Source organism: Streptomyces sp. NPDC003300 (genome assembly GCF_040610915.1).
Classification (GTDB): domain Bacteria; phylum Actinomycetota; class Actinomycetes; order Streptomycetales; family Streptomycetaceae; genus Actinacidiphila.
Map to the genome: position 1 here is coordinate 144,550 of NZ_JBEXNE010000019.1, position 18,946 is coordinate 163,495.

General features: G+C 72.0%; 14 protein-coding genes. 6 read left to right on the top strand and 8 right to left on the bottom strand.

What is annotated here, in order from left to right; translation table 11 throughout:
- Positions 1-4: 4 nt before the first annotated feature.
- The 5 genes from ABZX65_RS25645 to ABZX65_RS25665 are packed head-to-tail and all read right to left on the bottom strand — an operon-like array spanning position 5 to position 5,338.
- The gene (locus tag ABZX65_RS25645) at positions 5-1,261 is read right to left on the bottom strand and encodes a styrene monooxygenase/indole monooxygenase family protein (protein ID WP_355344421.1); all 1,257 of its coding nucleotides are present in this window, start codon (positions 1,259-1,261) and stop codon (positions 5-7) included.
- A 52-nt stretch (positions 1,262-1,313) separates the two neighbouring features.
- Positions 1,314-1,922, bottom strand: a complete 609-nt coding sequence (locus ABZX65_RS25650) for an ATP/GTP-binding protein (protein ID WP_355344424.1) — start codon at positions 1,920-1,922, stop codon at positions 1,314-1,316.
- A complete protein-coding gene (locus ABZX65_RS25655) occupies positions 1,903-2,295 on the bottom strand; it encodes a DUF742 domain-containing protein (RefSeq protein ID WP_188281760.1) in 393 nt (130 codons plus the stop codon). Before ABZX65_RS25655 ends, ABZX65_RS25650 begins: the two co-directional genes overlap by 20 nt.
- Positions 2,295-2,783: a roadblock/LC7 domain-containing protein gene (locus ABZX65_RS25660; RefSeq protein WP_355344428.1), complete on the bottom strand. Its 489-nt coding sequence runs from the start codon at positions 2,781-2,783 to the stop codon at positions 2,295-2,297. Before ABZX65_RS25660 ends, ABZX65_RS25655 begins: the two co-directional genes overlap by 1 nt.
- 26 nt (positions 2,784-2,809) lie before the next feature.
- Positions 2,810-5,338 (bottom strand): nitrate- and nitrite sensing domain-containing protein, encoded by a 2,529-nt coding sequence (locus ABZX65_RS25665; protein ID WP_355344431.1) that lies wholly within the window; start codon positions 5,336-5,338, stop codon positions 2,810-2,812.
- Between the two features lie 402 nt (positions 5,339-5,740).
- Here ABZX65_RS25665 and ABZX65_RS25670 point away from each other — a divergent pair, with 402 nt between their 5' ends.
- Positions 5,741-6,499, top strand: coding sequence for a hypothetical protein (locus ABZX65_RS25670; protein WP_355344434.1), 759 nt, complete (start codon positions 5,741-5,743; stop codon positions 6,497-6,499).
- A 15-nt stretch (positions 6,500-6,514) separates the two neighbouring features.
- Here ABZX65_RS25670 and ABZX65_RS25675 read toward each other — a convergent pair whose 3' ends face one another.
- Positions 6,515-6,928: a MarR family transcriptional regulator gene (locus ABZX65_RS25675; RefSeq protein WP_355344462.1), complete on the bottom strand. Its 414-nt coding sequence runs from the start codon at positions 6,926-6,928 to the stop codon at positions 6,515-6,517.
- Positions 6,929-7,167: 239 nt separating this feature from the next.
- Here ABZX65_RS25675 and ABZX65_RS25680 point away from each other — a divergent pair, with 239 nt between their 5' ends.
- Positions 7,168-8,040 (top strand): lysozyme, encoded by an 873-nt coding sequence (locus tag ABZX65_RS25680; RefSeq protein ID WP_355344437.1) that lies wholly within the window; start codon positions 7,168-7,170, stop codon positions 8,038-8,040.
- Between the two features lie 138 nt (positions 8,041-8,178).
- Here the strand turns inward: ABZX65_RS25680 and lon are convergent, their stop codons facing one another.
- The gene (lon, locus tag ABZX65_RS25685; RefSeq protein WP_355344440.1) at positions 8,179-10,653 is read right to left on the bottom strand and encodes an endopeptidase La; all 2,475 of its coding nucleotides are present in this window, start codon (positions 10,651-10,653) and stop codon (positions 8,179-8,181) included.
- 246 nt (positions 10,654-10,899) lie between these two features.
- Positions 10,900-11,850: a class I SAM-dependent methyltransferase gene (locus tag ABZX65_RS25690; RefSeq protein WP_355344443.1), complete on the bottom strand. Its 951-nt coding sequence runs from the start codon at positions 11,848-11,850 to the stop codon at positions 10,900-10,902.
- Between the two features lie 146 nt (positions 11,851-11,996).
- Here ABZX65_RS25690 and ABZX65_RS25695 point away from each other — a divergent pair, with 146 nt between their 5' ends.
- The 4 genes from ABZX65_RS25695 (at position 11,997) to ABZX65_RS25710 (ending at position 18,733) form a co-directional block, all read left to right on the top strand.
- Positions 11,997-12,731: a spermidine synthase gene (locus tag ABZX65_RS25695; RefSeq protein ID WP_355344446.1), complete on the top strand. Its 735-nt coding sequence runs from the start codon at positions 11,997-11,999 to the stop codon at positions 12,729-12,731.
- Between the two features lie 60 nt (positions 12,732-12,791).
- Positions 12,792-13,505, top strand: a complete 714-nt coding sequence (locus ABZX65_RS25700) for a response regulator transcription factor (protein ID WP_188281597.1) — start codon at positions 12,792-12,794, stop codon at positions 13,503-13,505.
- Positions 13,502-14,593: an ATP-binding protein gene (locus ABZX65_RS25705; protein ID WP_355344450.1), complete on the top strand. Its 1,092-nt coding sequence runs from the start codon at positions 13,502-13,504 to the stop codon at positions 14,591-14,593. Before ABZX65_RS25700 ends, ABZX65_RS25705 begins: the two co-directional genes overlap by 4 nt.
- A gap of 249 nt (positions 14,594-14,842) precedes the next feature.
- Positions 14,843-18,733, top strand: coding sequence for a multifunctional oxoglutarate decarboxylase/oxoglutarate dehydrogenase thiamine pyrophosphate-binding subunit/dihydrolipoyllysine-residue succinyltransferase subunit (locus ABZX65_RS25710; protein WP_355344453.1), 3,891 nt, complete (start codon positions 14,843-14,845; stop codon positions 18,731-18,733).
- Positions 18,734-18,946 lie beyond the last annotated feature (213 nt).

The window sequence follows — 18,946 nt, forward strand, 5'->3', positions numbered from 1 at the left end:
ACGCCTAGGCGGAGGGCCCGGCGCCCGCCGCGGCCTGCGCCTCGGCGAGATACGCCCCGGCGCGCTCCGGGTCGAAGAACCACTCCTCGTAGTCGGCCGGGTCGTCGAAGCCGTTGGCGAAGCGGTCGGCGACCGGCTGGAGCCCGCCCGCCGCGCCGATCAGGCCGAGGACGTGCTCCGGCGGCGGCGCGAGCATCGCGTTGGTCCACTTGGTGACCGGCGCCGCGTGGTTCCAGTAGCGGTCGAAGGCGCTCTGCATCCACGCGCGGTCGAAGGGCAGCTCGCCGCGCTCGACGATGCTCGCCAGGTACGAGGCCGCGCACTTGGCGGCGTTGTTGGAACCCTGGCCGGTGATCGGGTCGTTGGCCACCACGACGTCCGCGACGCCCAGAACCAGCCCGCCCGAGGGCAGTTCACCGACCGGCTCGCGCACGGTCGGCGCGTACCGCCCGGCGAGCGTGCCGCCCGCGTCGGTCAGCTCGACCGAACCCGCCCGGTCGTACTCCCACGGCGTGAAGCGGCGCATCAGATCAAGTGTGAGGCGGAGCTGCTCCGCAGGGTCCTTGACGCCCTGGAAGACGTCGACCGGGCCGCCGGGCACGCCCTCCCAGAAGAGTATGTCGGCCGGGCCCGAGGTGGTCAGCGTCGGCATCACGAACAACTCGCCGACGCCCGGCACCAGATTGCAGCGCACCGCGAAGAAGTCGGGGTGCTCGGGGCGCGGCCCGAGTCCGTGCACATACGACACCGCGAGCGCCCGCTGCGGGGCGTCGTAGGGCGAACGGGCGGCGTCCCGGCGGAACATGGAGACGATCTCGCCCTTCCCCGCGGCCACCAGCACCAGGTCGTAGGCGCGGGAGAAGTAGTCCAGATCCGATACGGCCACACCGTGGATGACGAGCTTGCCGCCGCGCTCGGCGAAGGTCTCCATCCAGCCGGCCATCTTCACCCGCTGGTCGACGGACTGCGCGTGACCGCGCAGCCTGCCCACCCAGTCGATCGGCCGTGAGGCGTCGGGCGCGGAGACGGAGACACCGACTCCCTCGATGCGCGGCGCCTGGTCCTCCCAGAAGTTCAGCCCGAGGTCGCGTTCGTGCTGGAGCGCGGTGGCGAACATGCACTGGGTGGACATCACCCGGCCGCCGCGTATCTCGTCGGCGGTCCGGTTGGACATCACGGTGACGTCATAGCCCTGGGACTGGAGGCCCAGGGCGAGTTGGAGCCCGGCCTGCCCGGCTCCGACGATGAGTATCTTGCGCACAACGGCTCGCTTCAGGTCGATGGACTTCGTAAGGCGGCGGCAACTGCGGCCACTACATGGGCTGTTCGGACAGCGCGTGCCCGACCAGCGCCAGCAGCGCCTCCACCACTGAATACCGCTTGCGAGCGTCGATCACCAATACGGGGATGTGGGCGGGTACGGCCAGTGCCTCACGGACGTCGTCCGGGGTGTACTGCGCCGTGCCCTCGAACTGGTTGACGGCGACCGTGTAGGGCAGACCGGTGCCCTCGAAGTAGTCCAACGCCGGGAAGCAGTCGGCCAGTCGGCGGGTGTCGGCGAGCACGACCGCGCCTATCGCGCCGCGCACGAGGTCGTCCCACATGAACCAGAAGCGCTGCTGTCCCGGCGTGCCGAAGACGTACAGCACCAGGTCCTGGTCCAGGGTGATCCGGCCGAAGTCCATGGCCACCGTGGTGGTGGTCTTGTCGGGAGTGGCGGCGAGGTCGTCGACGGCCTCGCTGGCCTGGGTCATCACCGCCTCGGTGGTGAGCGGTGCGATCTCGGAGACGGCGCCGACGAAGGTGGTCTTGCCCACGCCGAAGCCGCCCGCCACCACGATCTTCGTGGAGACCGGCGCCCTGCCGCGTTCCTTCTGCCACTCTTGCAGGCCGTCCTGCTGGTCAGAGCCTGCGAAGTCCACTGAGCACCCTTTCGAGCAGCGCGCGGTCGGGGCTGCCGGGCCCGTGCCCGGTTCCGTACACGCGGATCCTTCCCTGGTCCGCCAGGTCACTGATCAGGACACGGACGACGCCGAGCGGCATCCGCAGGAGTGCGGAGATCTCGGCCACCGACCGCATTCTGCGGCACAGTTCGACGATCGCCCGCAGCTCGGGCATCACGCGCTCGGCCCAGTCGCCCCTGGTGAGGGCGAGTTGTTCGCCCGGACCGTCAACGGTGGCCACGAACGTCTCGACCATGAGCACATGGCCGAACCGCGTGCGACCGCCGGTCAAAGCGTACGGGCGTACGCGCGCGGTGCGCCGGTCGGCTCCGCGTTGGGGCAGCGACGGCATCAGCGGGCACTCTCCAGGGCGTGGCGCAGCTCACTGCGCAGTGCGGGGGTCAGGACGTGTCCGGCCCGTCCGACGAACAGGGCCATGTGGTAGGCGATGACGCTCATGTCGCAGTCGGCGCCCGCGTGCACGCCCAGCAGCGAGCCGTCGCTGATCGACATGACGAACAACGCGCCGTCGCTCATCGCGACGGTGGTCTGCCGGACCTTGCCGCCGTCCATCAGCTTCGCCGCGCCGACGGTGAGGGAGGCCAGGCCCGACACGACGGCGGCGAGGTCGCCGCGGTCCCCCGCGGGGTTCTTCCGCGGGGCGGGGACCGCCGGGTCCTCGTCGGCCGGCGGCGCGGGGGGCGGCGACGCGTCGGCCTCGGCGTGCGAGGTGATCAGCAGCAGGCCGTCGGAGGAGACCACGGCGACCGAGCGGACGCCGTGCACCTCCTCGACGAAGCTCTGCAACAGCCACTGGAGATTGCGCGCCTCATGACTCAAGTCCTTCGTTTGCGTGCCGACCGCGTTCAACGGGTCGCCTCCTCAACGGTTTCGGCTGGGCCTGCGTCCCCCTGGTCGTCCCCTCGCACGTCCGTGGTCGTGACCGCGGTGCCCTCCACCGCTCCCGGTCCCGCTCCGGCTCCCTGCTCCGGTATCACCACTCCTGCCCCGGCGACCGGTCCTGATCCGCTGGTGATCTCCTCCTCGACGTCCCGCCGTCCGGCCTGCAATCCCCTTTGCAGACCGCCCAGTTTGCGCCGCAGCGCCTCGGCGTCGACCGGTCCCCCGCGCTGCGGCTCGCGCGTCGCGGGCTCTCCGGTCAGACCGGTGCTGCGCGGGGTCCGCTGCGGCAGCCCCTTGCCGGTGAGGCTGCCGCCGACGGGCGCGGCAGGCGTGTCGGCTGCGGACACCCTACGGTGCCTGGGCCGGGAGGCGCCCTGTCCTGGCGCGGTCCCGCCGTCGGGAGCCGGGCGGGTGTGCTCGGTCTGGCGCGGTACGGCCGGGTCGGCGGCGGGCGCGGGCGCCCGGCCGAACTCCGGTGCGGCGGAGGCGGGTTCGGCGGCCGGTTCCGTGGCTGACGGGGCGTCGGCCCCTGCGCCGGCCGGCGTCGTGGCCGCGGGCATCGGCTCGCCCGCCAGCGCGGCCTCCACCGGCGTGGCGGGCTGCTCGTCGGGCTGCGCGGCCGGGAGCAGGACCCGCGGCAGCACGACGACGGCGGCGGTGCCGCCGAGCTTCTGCGGGCGCAACTGCACCCGGACGCCGTGCCGGTGGGCGAGCCGGGAGACCACGTACAGGCCCATGCCGGAGACCGTGCCGGGCGGGGCCGGGTCGGGGTCGGCGAGTACCGCGTTGAGCTCGCCGAGGCGTTCCGGCGGTACGCCGATGCCCGCGTCCTCGACCGACAGCATGACCTCGCCGCTCTCCAGCAGCCAGCCGGACAGGTGCACTTCGGCGTGCGGGGCGGAGAAGGAGGTGGCGTTGTCGAGGAGTTCGGCCAGCAGGTGGCTGATGTCGTCGGCGGCGCGGCCCGCGATCCGGGCGACGGCGAGCGCCTGGATGCGTACCCGGTCGTACCGCTCGATCTCGGAGATCGCGGCGCGTGCCACGTCGACCAGCGGGACCGGGCGGGCGGCGGCGCCGTGGCTGTGCTCGGTGCCGGTGAGGACCAGCAGATTCTCGCTGTTGCGCCGCATGCGGGTGGCGAGGTGGTCCAGCTTGAACAGGGTCTCCAGCCGGTCCGGCTCCTGCTCCTGGTCCTCCAGGCCCTCGATCAGGGTGAGTTGACGCTCCACCAGGCCGAGGGTGCGCAGGCTGAGGTTGACGTAGGTGAGCTGCGCGGCGCCCTGCGTGGTGGCGGCGGCGAGCTGCCGGGTCAGCTCGTCCTGGCGGCGCAGCAGCGTGTCCCGCTCGGCGGAGAGCGCGCCGTGCACGCCGAGCGCGCGGATGCGGTCGGCGGCCAGGTCGGCGGAGCGCGAGCGCAGCGCCTGGGCCTCCTGCGTCAGCGCGTTGGCCCGGCGGGCGACGGCGGCGAATTCGTCGGTGCCGGTCACCTCGGCGCCCTGGCCGCTCTCGGCGTCGGCGCGGGACCAGCGGTGCAGCGCGGCCAGCGGGCGGGTGAGGCTGCGGAAGACGGTGACGAGGACGCCCACCACGAGCAGCAGGCAGAGCGCGGCGAGCGCGGCCCGCACCTCCAGCGCGGTGACGTCGTCGTCGCGGTCGTGGGCGGCGGCGCGGGCCTCGTCGGTGGCGGCGGACGCCTCGACCGTACGCATCAGGCCGATCCTGGCGGTCAGCGCCGCGTTGACCGGTTTCGCGCCCAGCGCCCGGTCGGAGCGGGTGAGTTGCCCGCCGTCGAGGAGCTGGGCGAGGTCGCGGTCGGCCTGCGCGGTGTCGGCGCCGGTGACGGTCTGGTCGTACTGGCCGCGCAGGTCGGCGGGGGCCGTGGCGCGGAATTCGGCGAGCGCGGCCTGTTCCTGGACGTGGGCGACCTGGGCCGCGGCGGTCAGCTCCGGCTGGGTGCCGCCCGCGGTGAGCGCGGCGACCAGCAGGCCGCGCTGGACGGCGGCGGCGGTGACGGCGCGGGTCAGCGGCGCGGTGACCGGGCCCGCGGTCCTGCCGAGGGCGTCGAGCAGCGGCTGGTAGGCGCTGATGACGCTCTGCGGGCCGCCGTCGCCGCCGAGGGCGCCCTGCCGGACGCGGGGCAGCGCGGCGAGCGCGGTCCGCAGGCCGGCGGGGGCGTCGGCGGCGACGTCCTGGACCTGGCGGTCGACGCGGGAGCGGCTGTCCTCCGGCAGGCCGTCGCCGTTGGCCGCGTCACGGCCGTCGGCGGCGAAGGCGGCGAGGTCGTCGCGCTCGTCGGCGAGGGAGTGGGCGAGCACGGTGGCGCGGGTGGTGAGCTGGGCCGCGTCCGCCCGGTCCTGGGCCCGCGACAGGTCGCGGACCGCGAGGCCGACGCCTGGAGCGGCGGCGGCCAGGACGGTCACGGCGCAGACGAGCAGGGCGGCGAGCAGACGCTGCCGGACCCTCCGCTCTCGCGGTTGACGTCGTTCACGCAACTTCGGTGCTCGCAATCACGTATCGCCGGCGGGCCCGGGAGTGTCCCCGGGGAATATGCAGAAGTCCCTCCGACCCTTGCAGCCCCGCCCGGAGAGGTGCCACGCGTCGCTCCCCCGGACACTCGAACGAGTGAATCGCAACGAGGAGTTGACCGACAAGTCCGGCGTGCGCGGGGACACTTCGCCCGGCGTGGACGGCACTGGCGCGGTGCTGCGACCTTTGGCAGGATGCCCGCGCGCATAGGCCCGCGCGCCCCGGTCCGTACCAATGGGGCCGTCCGCGGGGGGGGCGCGGTTTCGAACGCCGGGCCGCCGCGCGGGGTGCCGGGGAGCCGCCGTCCGGCCACCGCCGGGACACCCGCGGGCCGCCGTCCGTACCCGCGGGTCCCGCACACTGGTCCCATGCGCATCGAGACGGCCACCGCGCCCGGCACCCCCGACCGTCCGAACGAGGACTTCGTCTCCGTGGCCCTGCCCGCTTCCGGGCAGGGCGGCGCCGTGGTCCTGCTGGACGGGGTGACGCCGCCGCCGGACAACGGAGATTGCGTGCACTCGGTGCCGTGGTTCACCGCCCGGGTCGGCGGCGCGCTGCTCGAACTGTCCGTTTCCCGGCCGGAGATGACGCTTCCCGACGCTCTGTCCGCCGCGATCGGCAGGACGGCCGCGGCACACCGTGACACCTGTGATCTTTCTCACCCACTCACCCCGCAGGCCACGGTGGTCGCCGTCCGCTGGGACGAGGAGTACGTCGAGCACCTGGTGCTGTCGGACTCGGCGCTGCTGCTGGAGTCGCCGGACGGCGAGGTGACCGCGGTGCTGGACGACCGGATCGACCGGCTGCGCGCCGCGGGCGTACGGGTCGGGCCGCTGCGCAATCTGGAGGGCGGTTTCTTCACCGCCGCCGCCGATCCCGCCGTCGTCTCGCGGGCCGTCACCGGCCGCACCCCGCGCTCCCGGGTCCGCGCGCTGGCCGCGCTCACCGACGGCGCCGCCCGTACCGTCGAGGTCTTCGGCGACGACGCCTGGCCCGATGTCCTCACCCTGCTCCGCAAGGCGGGCCCCGAGGCCCTGATCGCCCGCGTGCGCGCCCGCGAGGCCGCCGAGGAGTCCCCCGGCGGAAAGCGCCACGACGACGCGACAGCGGTCCTGGTGGAGCTGTAGCCGCGCGGGGGCGGGCTACTCCTCGTTGTTCAGGCGCTGGAGCAGGCGGGCCAGCTCCGCGACGTCCGTGCGGTCCCAGGCCATGAGCTGGCGCAGGTAGCGCTCGCGGCGGGCGGTGCGGACGCGCGAGAAGCGCTCGCGGCCCTCGGCGGTCAGGCGCATCAGGAAGGCGCGGCCGTCGGCGGGGTCGGGCTCGCGGGTGACCAGGCCCAGTTCTTCCATGGCCCGCAACTGGCGGCTCATGGTGGCCTTTCCGACCCCGAAGTACGCCGCGAGTTCGGTGGCGCGCTCGGGTTCCGTCTCCTCCAGCCGGACCAGCAGGCCGTACGCGGCGGGTTCCAGTTCCGGGTGGACGGCGCGGGCGAGGTCGCCCGAGGTGGCGCGGGCGCGCCGGAACAGCACGGTCAGTTCGCGCTCCAGCGCGTCCATGTCGCTGTCGTCGGATCCGGCCGCTTCCGCCGCCTGTCTCGCCTCGTTCACACCGTTCCCGCTTTCAACGCCTGAAAGTTTCCTTCACTCACGGTTGTTTCCGCAGCACGTCAAGTATTTCGCAGGAGTAGACCATCGGCGGTTTCCTGACCCCCTTTCACGCCCGGAGTCGCGCCTCTACCTTCAAATCTGTCATGGCCACTGCAAGGCCATGCCGAGTCCCCACCATGGAGGCACGAATGTCCCACGGAGATCTCTCCGTCGTGCACGGCCCCGGCTCGGTCCGGAAGAGGCTCGGCCTGCTGGCCGGTCTGTTCGTCACCATGCTCGCGATGGTGTTCGTCCTGCCCGGCTCCGCCAGCGCGGCGAGCGGCACGGGGCACCTCACGCACCCCGAACTCGACTGGATGGGCTCCACCATCAAGGCGCACGAGGGCTCCAGCGCCTCCTCGTCGTCGTCCGCCGGGACCGTCACCCCGATGGCGACGCAGACGCTCGGCATGGACGTCTCCGGCTACCAGGGGAACGTCAACTGGGCCACCGCGTGGGCGAACGGCGGCAAGTTCGCCTACGTCAAGGCGACCGAGAGCACGTCGTACACCAACCCGTACTTCACGCAGCAGTACAACGGGTCGTACAACGTGGGCATGATCCGCGGCTCGTACCACTTCGCCACCCCCGACACCTCCGGCGGCGCCGCGCAGGCCGACTACTTCATCGCCCACGGCGGCGGCTGGTCCGGCGACGGCAAGACGCTGCCGGGCGCGCTGGACATCGAGTACAACCCCTACGGCGCGACCTGCTACGGCCTGAGCCAGGCCAGCATGGTGAGCTGGATCCACGCCTTCGCCAACCAGTACCACGCGCGCGAGGGTGTCTACCCGGTCATCTACACCACCTTCGACTGGTGGAACACCTGCACCGGGAACAACAGCGGCTTTGCCACCACCAGCCCGATCTGGATCGCGAAGTACACCAGCACGGTCGGCACCCTGCCCGCGGGCTACGGCTTCTACACCTTCTGGCAGTACGGCGACGCCGGCACCTTCCCCGGTGACCAGGACCGCTTCAACGGAGACCTGTCCCGTCTCCAGGCCCTCGCCCTGGGCTAGTCACCTCGCGGCGGCTCCCGCACGCACGAGTTCCCCGCACCCTCGTCCCAAGGGTGCGGGGAACTCGCGTGTTCAGGGCCGGACCGCGGTCTTCACGGCCGGACCGCGGTCTTCGACCGGACCCGCGGCCGGAGGCCGTCAGGCGGCCAGCGGCACCTCCGCCTCGGCGGCCTCGGCGGAGGCCGACTCCAGCGCCAGCGCCAGGACTTGGCGGACGTCGCTGACCGGGTGGACGTCGAGGGCCGACAGGATCTCGGCCGGGACGTCGTCCAGGTCCGCCTCGTTCCGCTTCGGGATGACGATGGTCGTGATCCCGGCGCGGTGCGCGGCGAGCAGCTTCTGCTTGACGCCGCCGATCGGCAGCACCCGTCCGGTCAGGGACACTTCGCCGGTCATGGCGACGTCGGTACGGACCCGGCGCCCGCTGAGCAGCGACGCCAGCGCGGTGGTCATGGTGACACCGGCGCTCGGCCCGTCCTTCGGCACCGCGCCCGCGGGCACGTGCAGGTGGACGCCGCGCTCCTTGAGGTCGCCGACCGGCAGTTCCAGCTCCGCGCCGTGCGAGCGCAGGAAGGACAGCGCGATCTGCGCCGACTCCTTCATGACGTCGCCGAGTTGGCCGGTGAGCTGGAGTCCCGATCCGCCGGTCTCCGGGTCGGCCAGCGACGCCTCGATGTAGAGGACGTCACCGCCCGCGCCGGTCACCGCGAGCCCGGTGGCCACGCCCGGCACCGCCGTGCGCCGCTCCTCCGGGTCCTGCGCGGACTCCGGTACGTGGTGCGGCCGTCCGATCAGCGCCCGCAGGTCGTCGGGGCCGACGGTGAACGGCAGTTCCTGGTCGCCCAGTTCGTGCCGCGCCGCGATCTTGCGCAATATCCGGGCGACGGTGCGCTCCAGATTGCGGACGCCCGCCTCGCGGGTGTACTCGCCCGCCAGCCTGCGCAGCGTCTCCTCCTCCAGCGCCACCTCGTCCTCGGCCAGGCCCGCCCGCTCCAACTGGCGCGGGAGCAGGTGGTCGCGGGCGATGACGACCTTCTCGTCCTCGGTGTAGCCGTCGAGCCTGACCAGCTCCATCCGGTCGAGCAGCGGCTCGGGGATGGTCTCCAGGACGTTGGCGGTGGCCAGGAACACCACGTCGGACAGGTCGAGTTCGACCTCCAGGTAGTGGTCCCTGAACGTGTGGTTCTGCGCCGGGTCGAGGACTTCGAGCAGCGCCGCCGCCGGGTCGCCCCGGTAGTCGGAGCCGACCTTGTCGATCTCGTCGAGCAGCACCACCGGGTTCATCGACCCGGCCTCCTTGATGGCCCGCACGATCCGGCCGGGCAGCGCGCCGACGTACGTACGCCGGTGGCCGCGGATCTCCGCCTCGTCGCGGACGCCGCCCAGCGACACCCGGACGAAGGTACGGCCCATGGCGCGCGCGACGGATTCGCCGAGGGAGGTCTTGCCGACTCCGGGCGGCCCGACCAGGGCCAGCACCGCGCCGCCCGCCCGCCGCCCGCCGCCGCTCTTGCCGGAAGCGCCGTCCGCCTGGCCGCCGACGACACCGAGGCCGCGGTCCGCGCGCCGCTTGCGCACGGCCAGGTACTCGGTGATGCGTTCCTTGACGTCGTCCAGGCCCGAGTGGTCGGCGTCCAGCACCGCGCGGGCGCCCGGGACGTCGTAGGTGTCCTCGGTCGTGGTGTTCCACGGCAGTTCCAGGACGGTGTCCAGCCAGGTGCGGATCCAGGAGCCCTCGGGGGAGGCGTCCGAGGAGCGCTCCAGCTTCTCGACCTCCTTCAGGGCGGCCTCGCGGACCTTCTCCGGCAGTTCGGCGGCCTCGACGCGGGCGCGGTAGTCCTCGCTCTCGTTCTCCGGGTCGCCGTTCAGCTCCGCCAGTTCCTTGCGGACCGCTTCGAGCTGCTGGCGCAGCAGGAACTCGCGCTGCTGCTTCTCCATGCCCTCCTGCACATCCTTGCGCAGGCTCTCGGCCACGTCCTGCTCGGCGAGGTGGTCGCGCAGCCACTGGACGGCCAGCTTGAGCCGGGCCATCGGGTCGAGGGTCTCCAGCAGCTCCACGCGCTGCTCGGTGGTGAGGTAAGGGGAGTAGCCGGAATTGTCGGCGAGCTGGGACAGGTCGTCGATCTGCTGGACCCGGTCCACCACCTGCCAGGCGCCGCGCTTGCGCAGCCAGCTCGTGGCCAGCGCCTTGTACTCCTTCATCAGCTCGGCGACCGTGCCGGGCGACTCCGCGGGCGCCGGTTCCTCCACCGGCGTGCCCTCCACCCACAAAGCGGCGCCGGGCCCGGTCGTACCGGCCCCGATCCGCACGCGTGAGCGGCCCCGGATCACGGCGCCGGGGTCGCCGTCGGACAGCCGGCCGACCTGCTCGACGGTGCCGAGCACCCCGATCCCCGCGTAGGTCCCGTCCACGCGGGGAACGAGCAGCACCTTCGGCTTGTTGTCGCCGCTGTCACCGGCGAGGCCGCCGGATCCGGCGGCGGCGTGCGCGGCTTCCACCGCGGCCCGCGCCTCCGTGTCCGACAGGTCGACCGGCACGACCATGCCGGGCAGGACGACCTCGTCGGACAGGGGCAGCACGGGCAGAGTGAGCGTTGTGGGCGTCGAAGCCATGATCTCCCCTTCGGCAATCAAGTTGAGCTATGTCGACTCAATGCCTGGGGCACTTCGAATGTTCCCCGGGGCGCGTTCGCTCTCAGCGATCCCCGGCCTCGGCGGTCCTGACCTGCGCGATCCAACTCCCGGCGATCCCCGACCCGGGCGACCCCGACCTCGGCGGTCCCTGACCCGGGCGACCCCGACCTCGGCGACCCCGACCTCGGCGGTCCCGCTCCCGGCGGTCCCCCGCAGCTCCCCCGGTCAGCTCCTGGCGCGCAGGAAGGCCGAGGTGGAGACCCGGCCCAGCATCTCGAACCGGGACTCCCCGGTCTCCAGGTACTTGTCCGCCGCCTCCTGGACACCGGTCCATGCGGCGTCCCCGTAGTCGTCGAGCACCACGATGCCACCGGGCGCCGCGATCTTCTCTGCCCACTCCAGGTCGGCCATGACGCCCTCGGCCGAGTGGTCGCCGTCGACGATGATCACGCCGTACTTCCGGTCGGAGACCGCGGCCTGGGTGTCCGGGTCGCCGGAGAAGCCCTGCTCGATCCTGGCCCGCTCCCCTGCCTTGCCGCCGAGCGCCAGATTCGCGCGCACCACGTCCATCCGCACCGGCGTGCCGGTGGGCTCGCCGACCGGCCGGGCGCCCGGCTGGAGCTGCGTCCCGGCCAGCGGGTCGACGATGGTCAGCCGCGCCTCGACACCGGCCCGGTGCAGCATCCGCATCAGCGCGGCGGAGAACAGGCCGTGCAACGTGCCGATCTCCAGCACGTCCTCGTTGGGCGGGTCGAGCAGCGGGACCGTGGCCAGCTTCCCGCAGATGTTGTAGGTGGAACCGGCCAGGCGGCCGACGGCCAGGGCTTCGAGCGCGATCACATTGCGGAAGGCGATCGTCACATTGCGCCGCGCGTCGGCCTCGTCGCGGCCCGAGACGGCGACCATCTCCCGCACCAGGGTGTCGATCCGGTCCGGGGTGGGCAGCCGGGGACCGCTGCGCCCGGTCTTGTCGAAGAGCAGACCGATCGCGAACTGCTGGTCGCCCAGCTCCGCGACCTTCTTGCGCATCGAGTCGAGATCGGCGACCTGCGACCTGCGGTCGCTCTCGATCTCCTTGCGGAGCTTGGAGGCGGAGCTCTGCACGCGACGGTCGACCAGTGCGGCAGCGGGGGCGAGCACCCGCCTGGTCAGTCGATTCTTCAGTAGGGAGGACATGCGCGGAATTTACGCCGCCGGTTCGCCGCCCAGGTCATGCCCCGATGCAGAGGAAATGAAGTTCTCACGACCGAGCAGTTAACGCCCGATGGAAAGGTGGCCGACATAAGGTCATGACCTCGTGCGGCATACGCCAAACTGGCCGTATGACCCTCCAACACCCATCCTCCTACAGCGGAACCCGCGCCTTCGACCACACCGCTCCCGTGGTGCTCGACCGGCAGGAAGGCCCGTACGGGGAGGTGGTGCTGCGACGGCACGGCGACCTGCTCCAGATCATCGCGAACGGGTGTTTCCTCATGGACACCTCCGACGGGCGGTCCGAACGCCTTCTGGTCGACGCGGCACTGGAATACCTGGACGAAGAACCGGCGGACAGCGCGGACCGGCCCGGCCGCTCGGTGCTCATCGGCGGTCTCGGCGTCGGCTTCTCCCTCGCGCGCGCCGCCGCGCGGCCGGGCTGGTCCCGGATCACCGTCGTCGAACGCGAGTCCGCGGTCGTCGGCTGGCACCGCGACGGGCGGCTCGCGCCGTTCTCCGCGGGCGCGCTGGACGACCCGCGGGTGACCGTGGTCGAGCGCGACCTGGTGGCGTACGTGGCGGAGCCCGGCGAGCGGTACGACGCGCTCTGCCTGGACATCGACAACGGCCCGGACTGGACGGTCACCGACGACAACGGCGGTCTGTACGGCCCCGCGGGCCTCGCGGCCTGCCGGAACCGGCTGACGGCCGGCGGCGTCCTTGCCGTGTGGTCGGCGAGCCCGTCGGCCGGTTTCGAGGACGCGCTGCGGGCCGCGGGCTTCTCCGGAGTACGCACTCTGGAGGTGGAAGTGACGCGTGGGGTTCCGGATGTCGTGCACCTGGCGATCAACGCCGCGTAGTCAGGGCGCCCACCTGCCCCGTAGGCTCCCCCGTAACCAGGACGACCTTGTGGGGCGGAATTGGACAGCGCGCAGACGACGGGCACGCAGCGCCGGGTGCTGGTGGTCGAGGACGACCAGACCATCACGGAGGCCATCGCGGCCAGGCTGCAGGCCGAGGGATTCCAGGTGCGGACGGCGGGGGACGGTCCCTCCGCGGTGGAGTCCGCGCACACCTGGCAGCCCGACCTGCTGGTTCTCGATGTCATGCTGCCCGGCTACGACGGCCTCGAGGTCTGCCGCCGGGTGCAGGCCGACCGGCCGGTGCCGGTGCTGATGCTCACCGCGCGCGACGACGAGACGGACATGCTGGTCGGGCTCGGCGTCGGCGCCGACGACTACATGACCAAGCCGTTCTCGATGCGCGAGCTGGCCGCCCGCGTGCACGTCCTGCTGCGCCGGGTCGAGCGGGCCTCGATCGCCGCGCACGACCCGCGCGGCGCCAGCATGCAGCTCGGCGACCTGGAGATCGACCACGCGCAGCGCCGGGTCCGGGTCAGGGGCGCCGACGTCCACCTGACCCCGACCGAGTTCGAGCTGCTGGTCTGCCTGGCGCAGCAGCCGCGCGCCGTGCTCTCCCGCGAGCAGTTGCTCGCCGAGGTGTGGGACTGGGCCGACGCGTCGGGCACCAGGACCGTCGACAGCCACGTCAAGGCGCTGCGCCGCAAGATCGGCGCCGAGCGCATCCGTACCGTGCACGGCGTCGGGTACGCGCTGGAGACCCCGGCGCCATGACCCGGTGGTGGCGCCGGCTGTGGCGGCGCGTGTGGGACGCGCTGCGGCCCTGGGACCCGTACCGCTCCATCAAGGCCGCGCTCCAGCTCCTGGTGATCATCTCGGTGCTGATCACCACCCTGCTGGTGATCGTCGCCATCCACTCGGCGACCGAGCTGCGGGTCATCACGATCTTCTCGATCATCGCCTCGCTGCTGCTGACCCAGATCGTCGCCAACGGCCTGACCGCGCCGCTGCGCGAGATGACGGCCGTCGCCAAGGCGATGGCGGGCGGCGACTACAGCCGCCGGGTGGCGCGGGTGCGCAGGGACGAGGTCGGCGAGCTGGCCGAGACCTTCAACCAGATGGCGGCCGACCTGGCCGCCGTCGACCGGCACCGCAAGGAACTCGTGGCGAATGTCTCGCACGAGCTGCGCACCCCCATCGCCGCGCTGCGGGCCGTGCTGGAGAACGTGGTGGACGGGGTGTCGGCCGCCGACCCCGAGACGATGCGGCTGGCGCTCCAGCAGACCGAACGGCTCGGCAAGCTGGTCACCCAGCTGCTGGACCTCTCGCGGCTGGACAGCGGCGCGGTCCGGCTGGAGGCCAAGCGCTTCGAGGTGTGGCCGTACCTGTCGGCGGTGCTGCGCACCGCGAGCCTGGGCATGGAGGGCTCCTCCGCGACCGGCTCCCGCTCCCGGCCGCGCGCCGACGTCCACCTGCACCTGGACGTGTCACCCCCGGAACTGACGGCCTACGCCGACGGCGAGCGGCTGCACCAGGTGGTGGCCAACCTGGTCGACAACGCGGTCAAGCACAGCCCGCCGGGCGGCCGGGTGACGGTACGGGCCAGGCGCGGCGGCGCGCCCGGCAGCCTCGACCTGGACGTGCGCGACGAGGGGCCCGGCATCCCCGAGGCCGACCGCACCCGCGTCTTCGACCGCTTCCACCGCGGCGCGCATCCGGGCGGCGACGGCGGGACGGGGCTCGGTCTGGCCATCGCGCGCTGGGCGGTGGACCTGCACGGCGGGCGGATAGAAGTGGCCGAATCCCCTCGCGGCTGCCGGATCCACGTCACCCTTCCGGGTGTTTCCACGGCGCAACCTTGACCTAAAGTTGGGGCGGGCCGCTCCCGGCCGCCCCCCAGCCGCCCTCCGCCGCACCGACGCCGTGCGAGCGCGGCTGATCGAACGACCCCCAAGAGGGATCAATTTCCCGCCAGGAACAGCACTGAAACCAGTCTTCGGGTGTGACATGCGCGACGTAAGGGCCCCGGGCCTGCATCGACCCCTCCAGTAGGCGTAGCCTTTATTTCCGCTGTCCACCATCTTGTGAAGCGGAAGAGGGCGGTTGCCGCCGTGTCGTCACAGTCCCCCAATAGCTCTAGTGTCTCGACCGACCACGAAGCGCAGGGCGAAGGCCCCGCAGCGGGCTTCGGCCCCAATGAGTGGCTGGTCGACGAGATCTACCAGCAGTACCTCCAGGATCGGGACTCGGTAGACCGAGCCTGGTGGGACTTCTTCGCCGACTACAAGCCGGACGGCTCCGCCGATTCGGCGGCCGCCCCCGGCCAGGGCGGCGCCTCCGGCGCCGCCGCTCGCGCGACGTCCCCCGACGAGGGCAGCGCCGTAGGCGCCGCGCAGCCGGTCCCCGCGGGCGCGACGGACGCCCCGGCGCCCGCCGCCCCTCCCGCTCCCGCGCAGCCGGTCGCCAACGGCACCCCCGTGGCCTCCCCCGCCGCGCCTGCCGCCCCCGTGGCGCCCGCGGCGGCCCCGGCGCCGGCGGCCCAGGCACCGGCGGCTCCGGCCGCTCCCGCGCCCGCGCCCGCGCCCGCCCCGAAGCAGGCGGCGCCCCGGCAGGCCGCCCCCGCGCCGGAGCCCCAGGGCACCGAGTACGTGACGCTGCGCGGCCCGGCCGCCGCGGTCGCCAAGAACATGAACGCCTCGCTGGAGCTGCCGACCGCCACCTCGGTCCGCGCCATCCCGGTGAAGCTGCTGTTCGACAACCGCATCGTCATCAACAACCACCTCAAGCGCGCCCGCGGCGGCAAGGTCTCCTTCACGCACCTGATCGGGTACGCGATGGTGCAGGCGCTCAAGGCGATGCCGGCGATGAACCACTCCTTCGCGGAGAAGGACGGCAAGCCGACGCTGGTCAAGCCCGACCACGTCAACCTGGGTCTGGCCATCGACCTGGTGAAGCCCAACGGCGACCGCCAGCTCGTCGTCGCGGCCATCAAGAAGGCCGAGACGCTGAACTTCTTCGAGTTCTGGCAGGCCTACGAGGACATCGTCCGCCGCGCCCGCAACGGCAAGCTGACGATGGACGACTTCACCGGCGTCACCGCATCGCTGACCAACCCCGGCGGCCTGGGCACCGTGCACTCCGTGCCGCGGCTGATGCCCGGCCAGAGCATGATCCTCGGCGTCGGCTCGATGGACTACCCGGCCGAGTTCCAGGGCACCTCGCAGGACACCCTGAACAAGCTGGGCATCTCCAAGGTCATGACGCTGACCAGCACGTACGACCACCGGGTGATCCAAGGCGCCGCCTCCGGCGAGTTCCTGCGGATCATGAACCAGCTCCTGCTCGGCGAGAACGACTTCTTCGACGACATCTTCGCCGCGCTGCGCATCCCGTACGAGCCGGTCCGCTGGCGCACCGACATCGACACCGCGCACGACGACGACGTCACCAAGGCCGCGCGGGTCTTCGAGCTGATCCACTCCTACCGGGTCCGCGGCCACGTCATGGCCGACACCGACCCGCTGGAGTACCGCCAGCGCAAGCACCCCGACCTGGACGTGCTGGAGCACGGACTGACCCTGTGGGACCTGGAGCGCGAGTTCGCGGTCGGTGGCTTCGCGGGGAAGTCGCTGATGAAGCTGCGCGACATCCTCGGAGTGCTGCGCGACTCGTACTGCCGCACCGTCGGCGTCGAGTTCATGCACATCCAGGACCCCAAGCAGCGCAAGTGGATCCAGGACCGGATCGAGCGCCCGCACGCCAAGCCCGAGCGCGAGGAGCAGCTCCGCATCCTGCGCAGGCTCAACGCGGCCGAGGCGTTCGAGACCTTCCTCCAGACGAAGTACGTCGGCCAGAAGCGCTTCTCGCTGGAGGGCGGCGAGTCCGTCATCCCGCTGCTCGACGCGGTCATCGACGCGGCGGCCGAGTCGCGGCTGGACGAGGCCGTGATCGGCATGGCCCACCGCGGGCGGCTCAATGTGCTGGCGAACATCGTCGGCAAGTCGTACGCGCAGATCTTCCGCGAGTTCGAGGGCAACCTCGACCCGAAGTCGATGCACGGCTCCGGCGACGTGAAGTACCACCTGGGCGCCGAGGGCACCTTCACCGGTCTCGACGGCGAGCAGATCACCGTCTCACTGGCCGCGAACCCCTCGCACCTGGAGACGGTCGACCCGGTCATCGAGGGCATCGCCCGCGCCAAGCAGGACATCATCAACAAGGCGGGCACCGACTTCACGGTGCTGCCGATCGCGCTGCACGGCGACGCGGCCTTCGCGGGCCAGGGCGTCGTCGCGGAGACGCTCAACATGTCGCAACTGCGCGGCTACCGCACCGGCGGCACCGTGCACGTGGTGATCAACAACCAGGTCGGCTTCACCGCCGCCCCGGAGTCCGCGCGCTCGTCGATGTACTGCACCGACGTGGCCCGGATGATCGAGGCGCCGATCTTCCACGTCAACGGCGACGACCCGGAGGCCGTGGTCCGCGTGGCGCGGCTGGCGTTCGAGTTCCGGCAGGCGTTCAACAAGGACGTCGTGATCGACCTGATCTGCTACCGCCGCCGCGGGCACAACGAGTCGGACAACCCGGCGTTCACCCAGCCGCTGATGTACGACCTGATCGACAAGAAGCGCTCGGTGCGCAAGCTCTACACCGAGTCGCTGATCGGCCGCGGCGACATCACCCTGGAAGAGGCGGAGCAGGCGCTCCAGGACTACCAGGGGCAGTTGGAGAAGGTCTTCACCGAGGTCCGCGAGGCGGCGTCCGCGCCGCCCGCGAGCCACGAGACGCCCGTGCAGCCGGAGTTCCCGGTCGCGATGCCCACTGCGGTCTCCGCCGAGGTCGTCAAGCGGATCGCCGAGTCGCAGGTCAACATCCCCGAGCACGTCACCGTCCACCCGCGGCTGCTGCCGCAGCTCCAGCGCCGCGCGGCGATGGTCGAGGACGGCACGATCGACTGGGGCATGGGCGAGACGCTGGCGATCGGTTCGCTGCTCCTGGAGGGCACGCCGGTCCGGCTCGCGGGCCAGGACTCGCGGCGCGGCACCTTCGGCCAGCGGCACGCGGTGCTGATCGACCGGGAGACCGGCGAGGACTTCACCCCGCTGCTGTACCTGTCCGAGGACCAGGCCCGTTACAACGTCTACGACTCGCTGCTCAGCGAGTACGCGGCGATGGGCTTCGAGTACGGCTACTCGCTGGCCAGGCCCGAGGCGCTGGTGCTGTGGGAGGCGCAGTTCGGCGACTTCGTCAACGGCGCCCAGACCGTGGTGGACGAGTACATCACCGCGGCCGAGCAGAAGTGGGGCCAGACGTCCGGCGTCACCCTGCTGCTGCCGCACGGCTACGAGGGCCAGGGCCCGGACCACTCCTCGGCCCGGATCGAGCGCTTCCTCCAGCTCTGCGCGCAGAACAACATGACGGTCGCCACCCCGACCACCCCGGCCAACTACTTCCACCTGCTGCGCTGGCAGGTGCACAACCCGCACCACAAGCCGCTGATCGTCTTCACCCCGAAGTCGATGCTCCGGCTGAAGGCGGCGGCGTCGAAGGCCGAGGACTTCACCACCGGGCAGTTCCAGCCGGTGATGGGCGACACCTCGGTGCAGCCCGAGGCGGTCCGCAAGGTCGTCTTCTGCTCCGGCAAGGTCTACTACGACCTGATCGCCGAGCGGGAGCGGCGCGGGGCGACCGACGTGGCCTTCATCCGCATCGAGCGGCTGTACCCGCTGCCGGGTGTGGAGATCCAGGCGGCCATCGCGCCGTACACCAAGGCGCAGAAGTTCGTGTGGGCGCAGGACGAGCCCGCGAACCAGGGCGCGTGGCCGTTCATCGCGCTCAATCTGATCGACCACCTGGACCTGCTGCTCGGCGCGGCCCCGGACAACGCGGACCGGCTCCGCCGGGTGTCCCGCCCGGCGTCGTCCTCGCCCGCGGTGGGCTCCGCCAAGCGGCACCAGGAGCAGCAGCAGCAGTTGATCGAAGAGGTCTTCTCGATCTGACCTCCCGCCCGTCGCGAACGGCCGCCGGCCCCGCACCCTCTCAAGGGGTACGGGGCCGGCGGCCGTTCGCGCGGGGCGCGTGCCAGGCGCCGCCAGCCAGACGAGACTTTCCGGACACGTCCTAAAGGTTGTTGCAGAAGGGTGGGTGTGGGCGGGTTGGTGTGGCGGTTGGCCTGCTGGTGTCATCCTGTCTGGGCGAGGTTGTGCATGGTG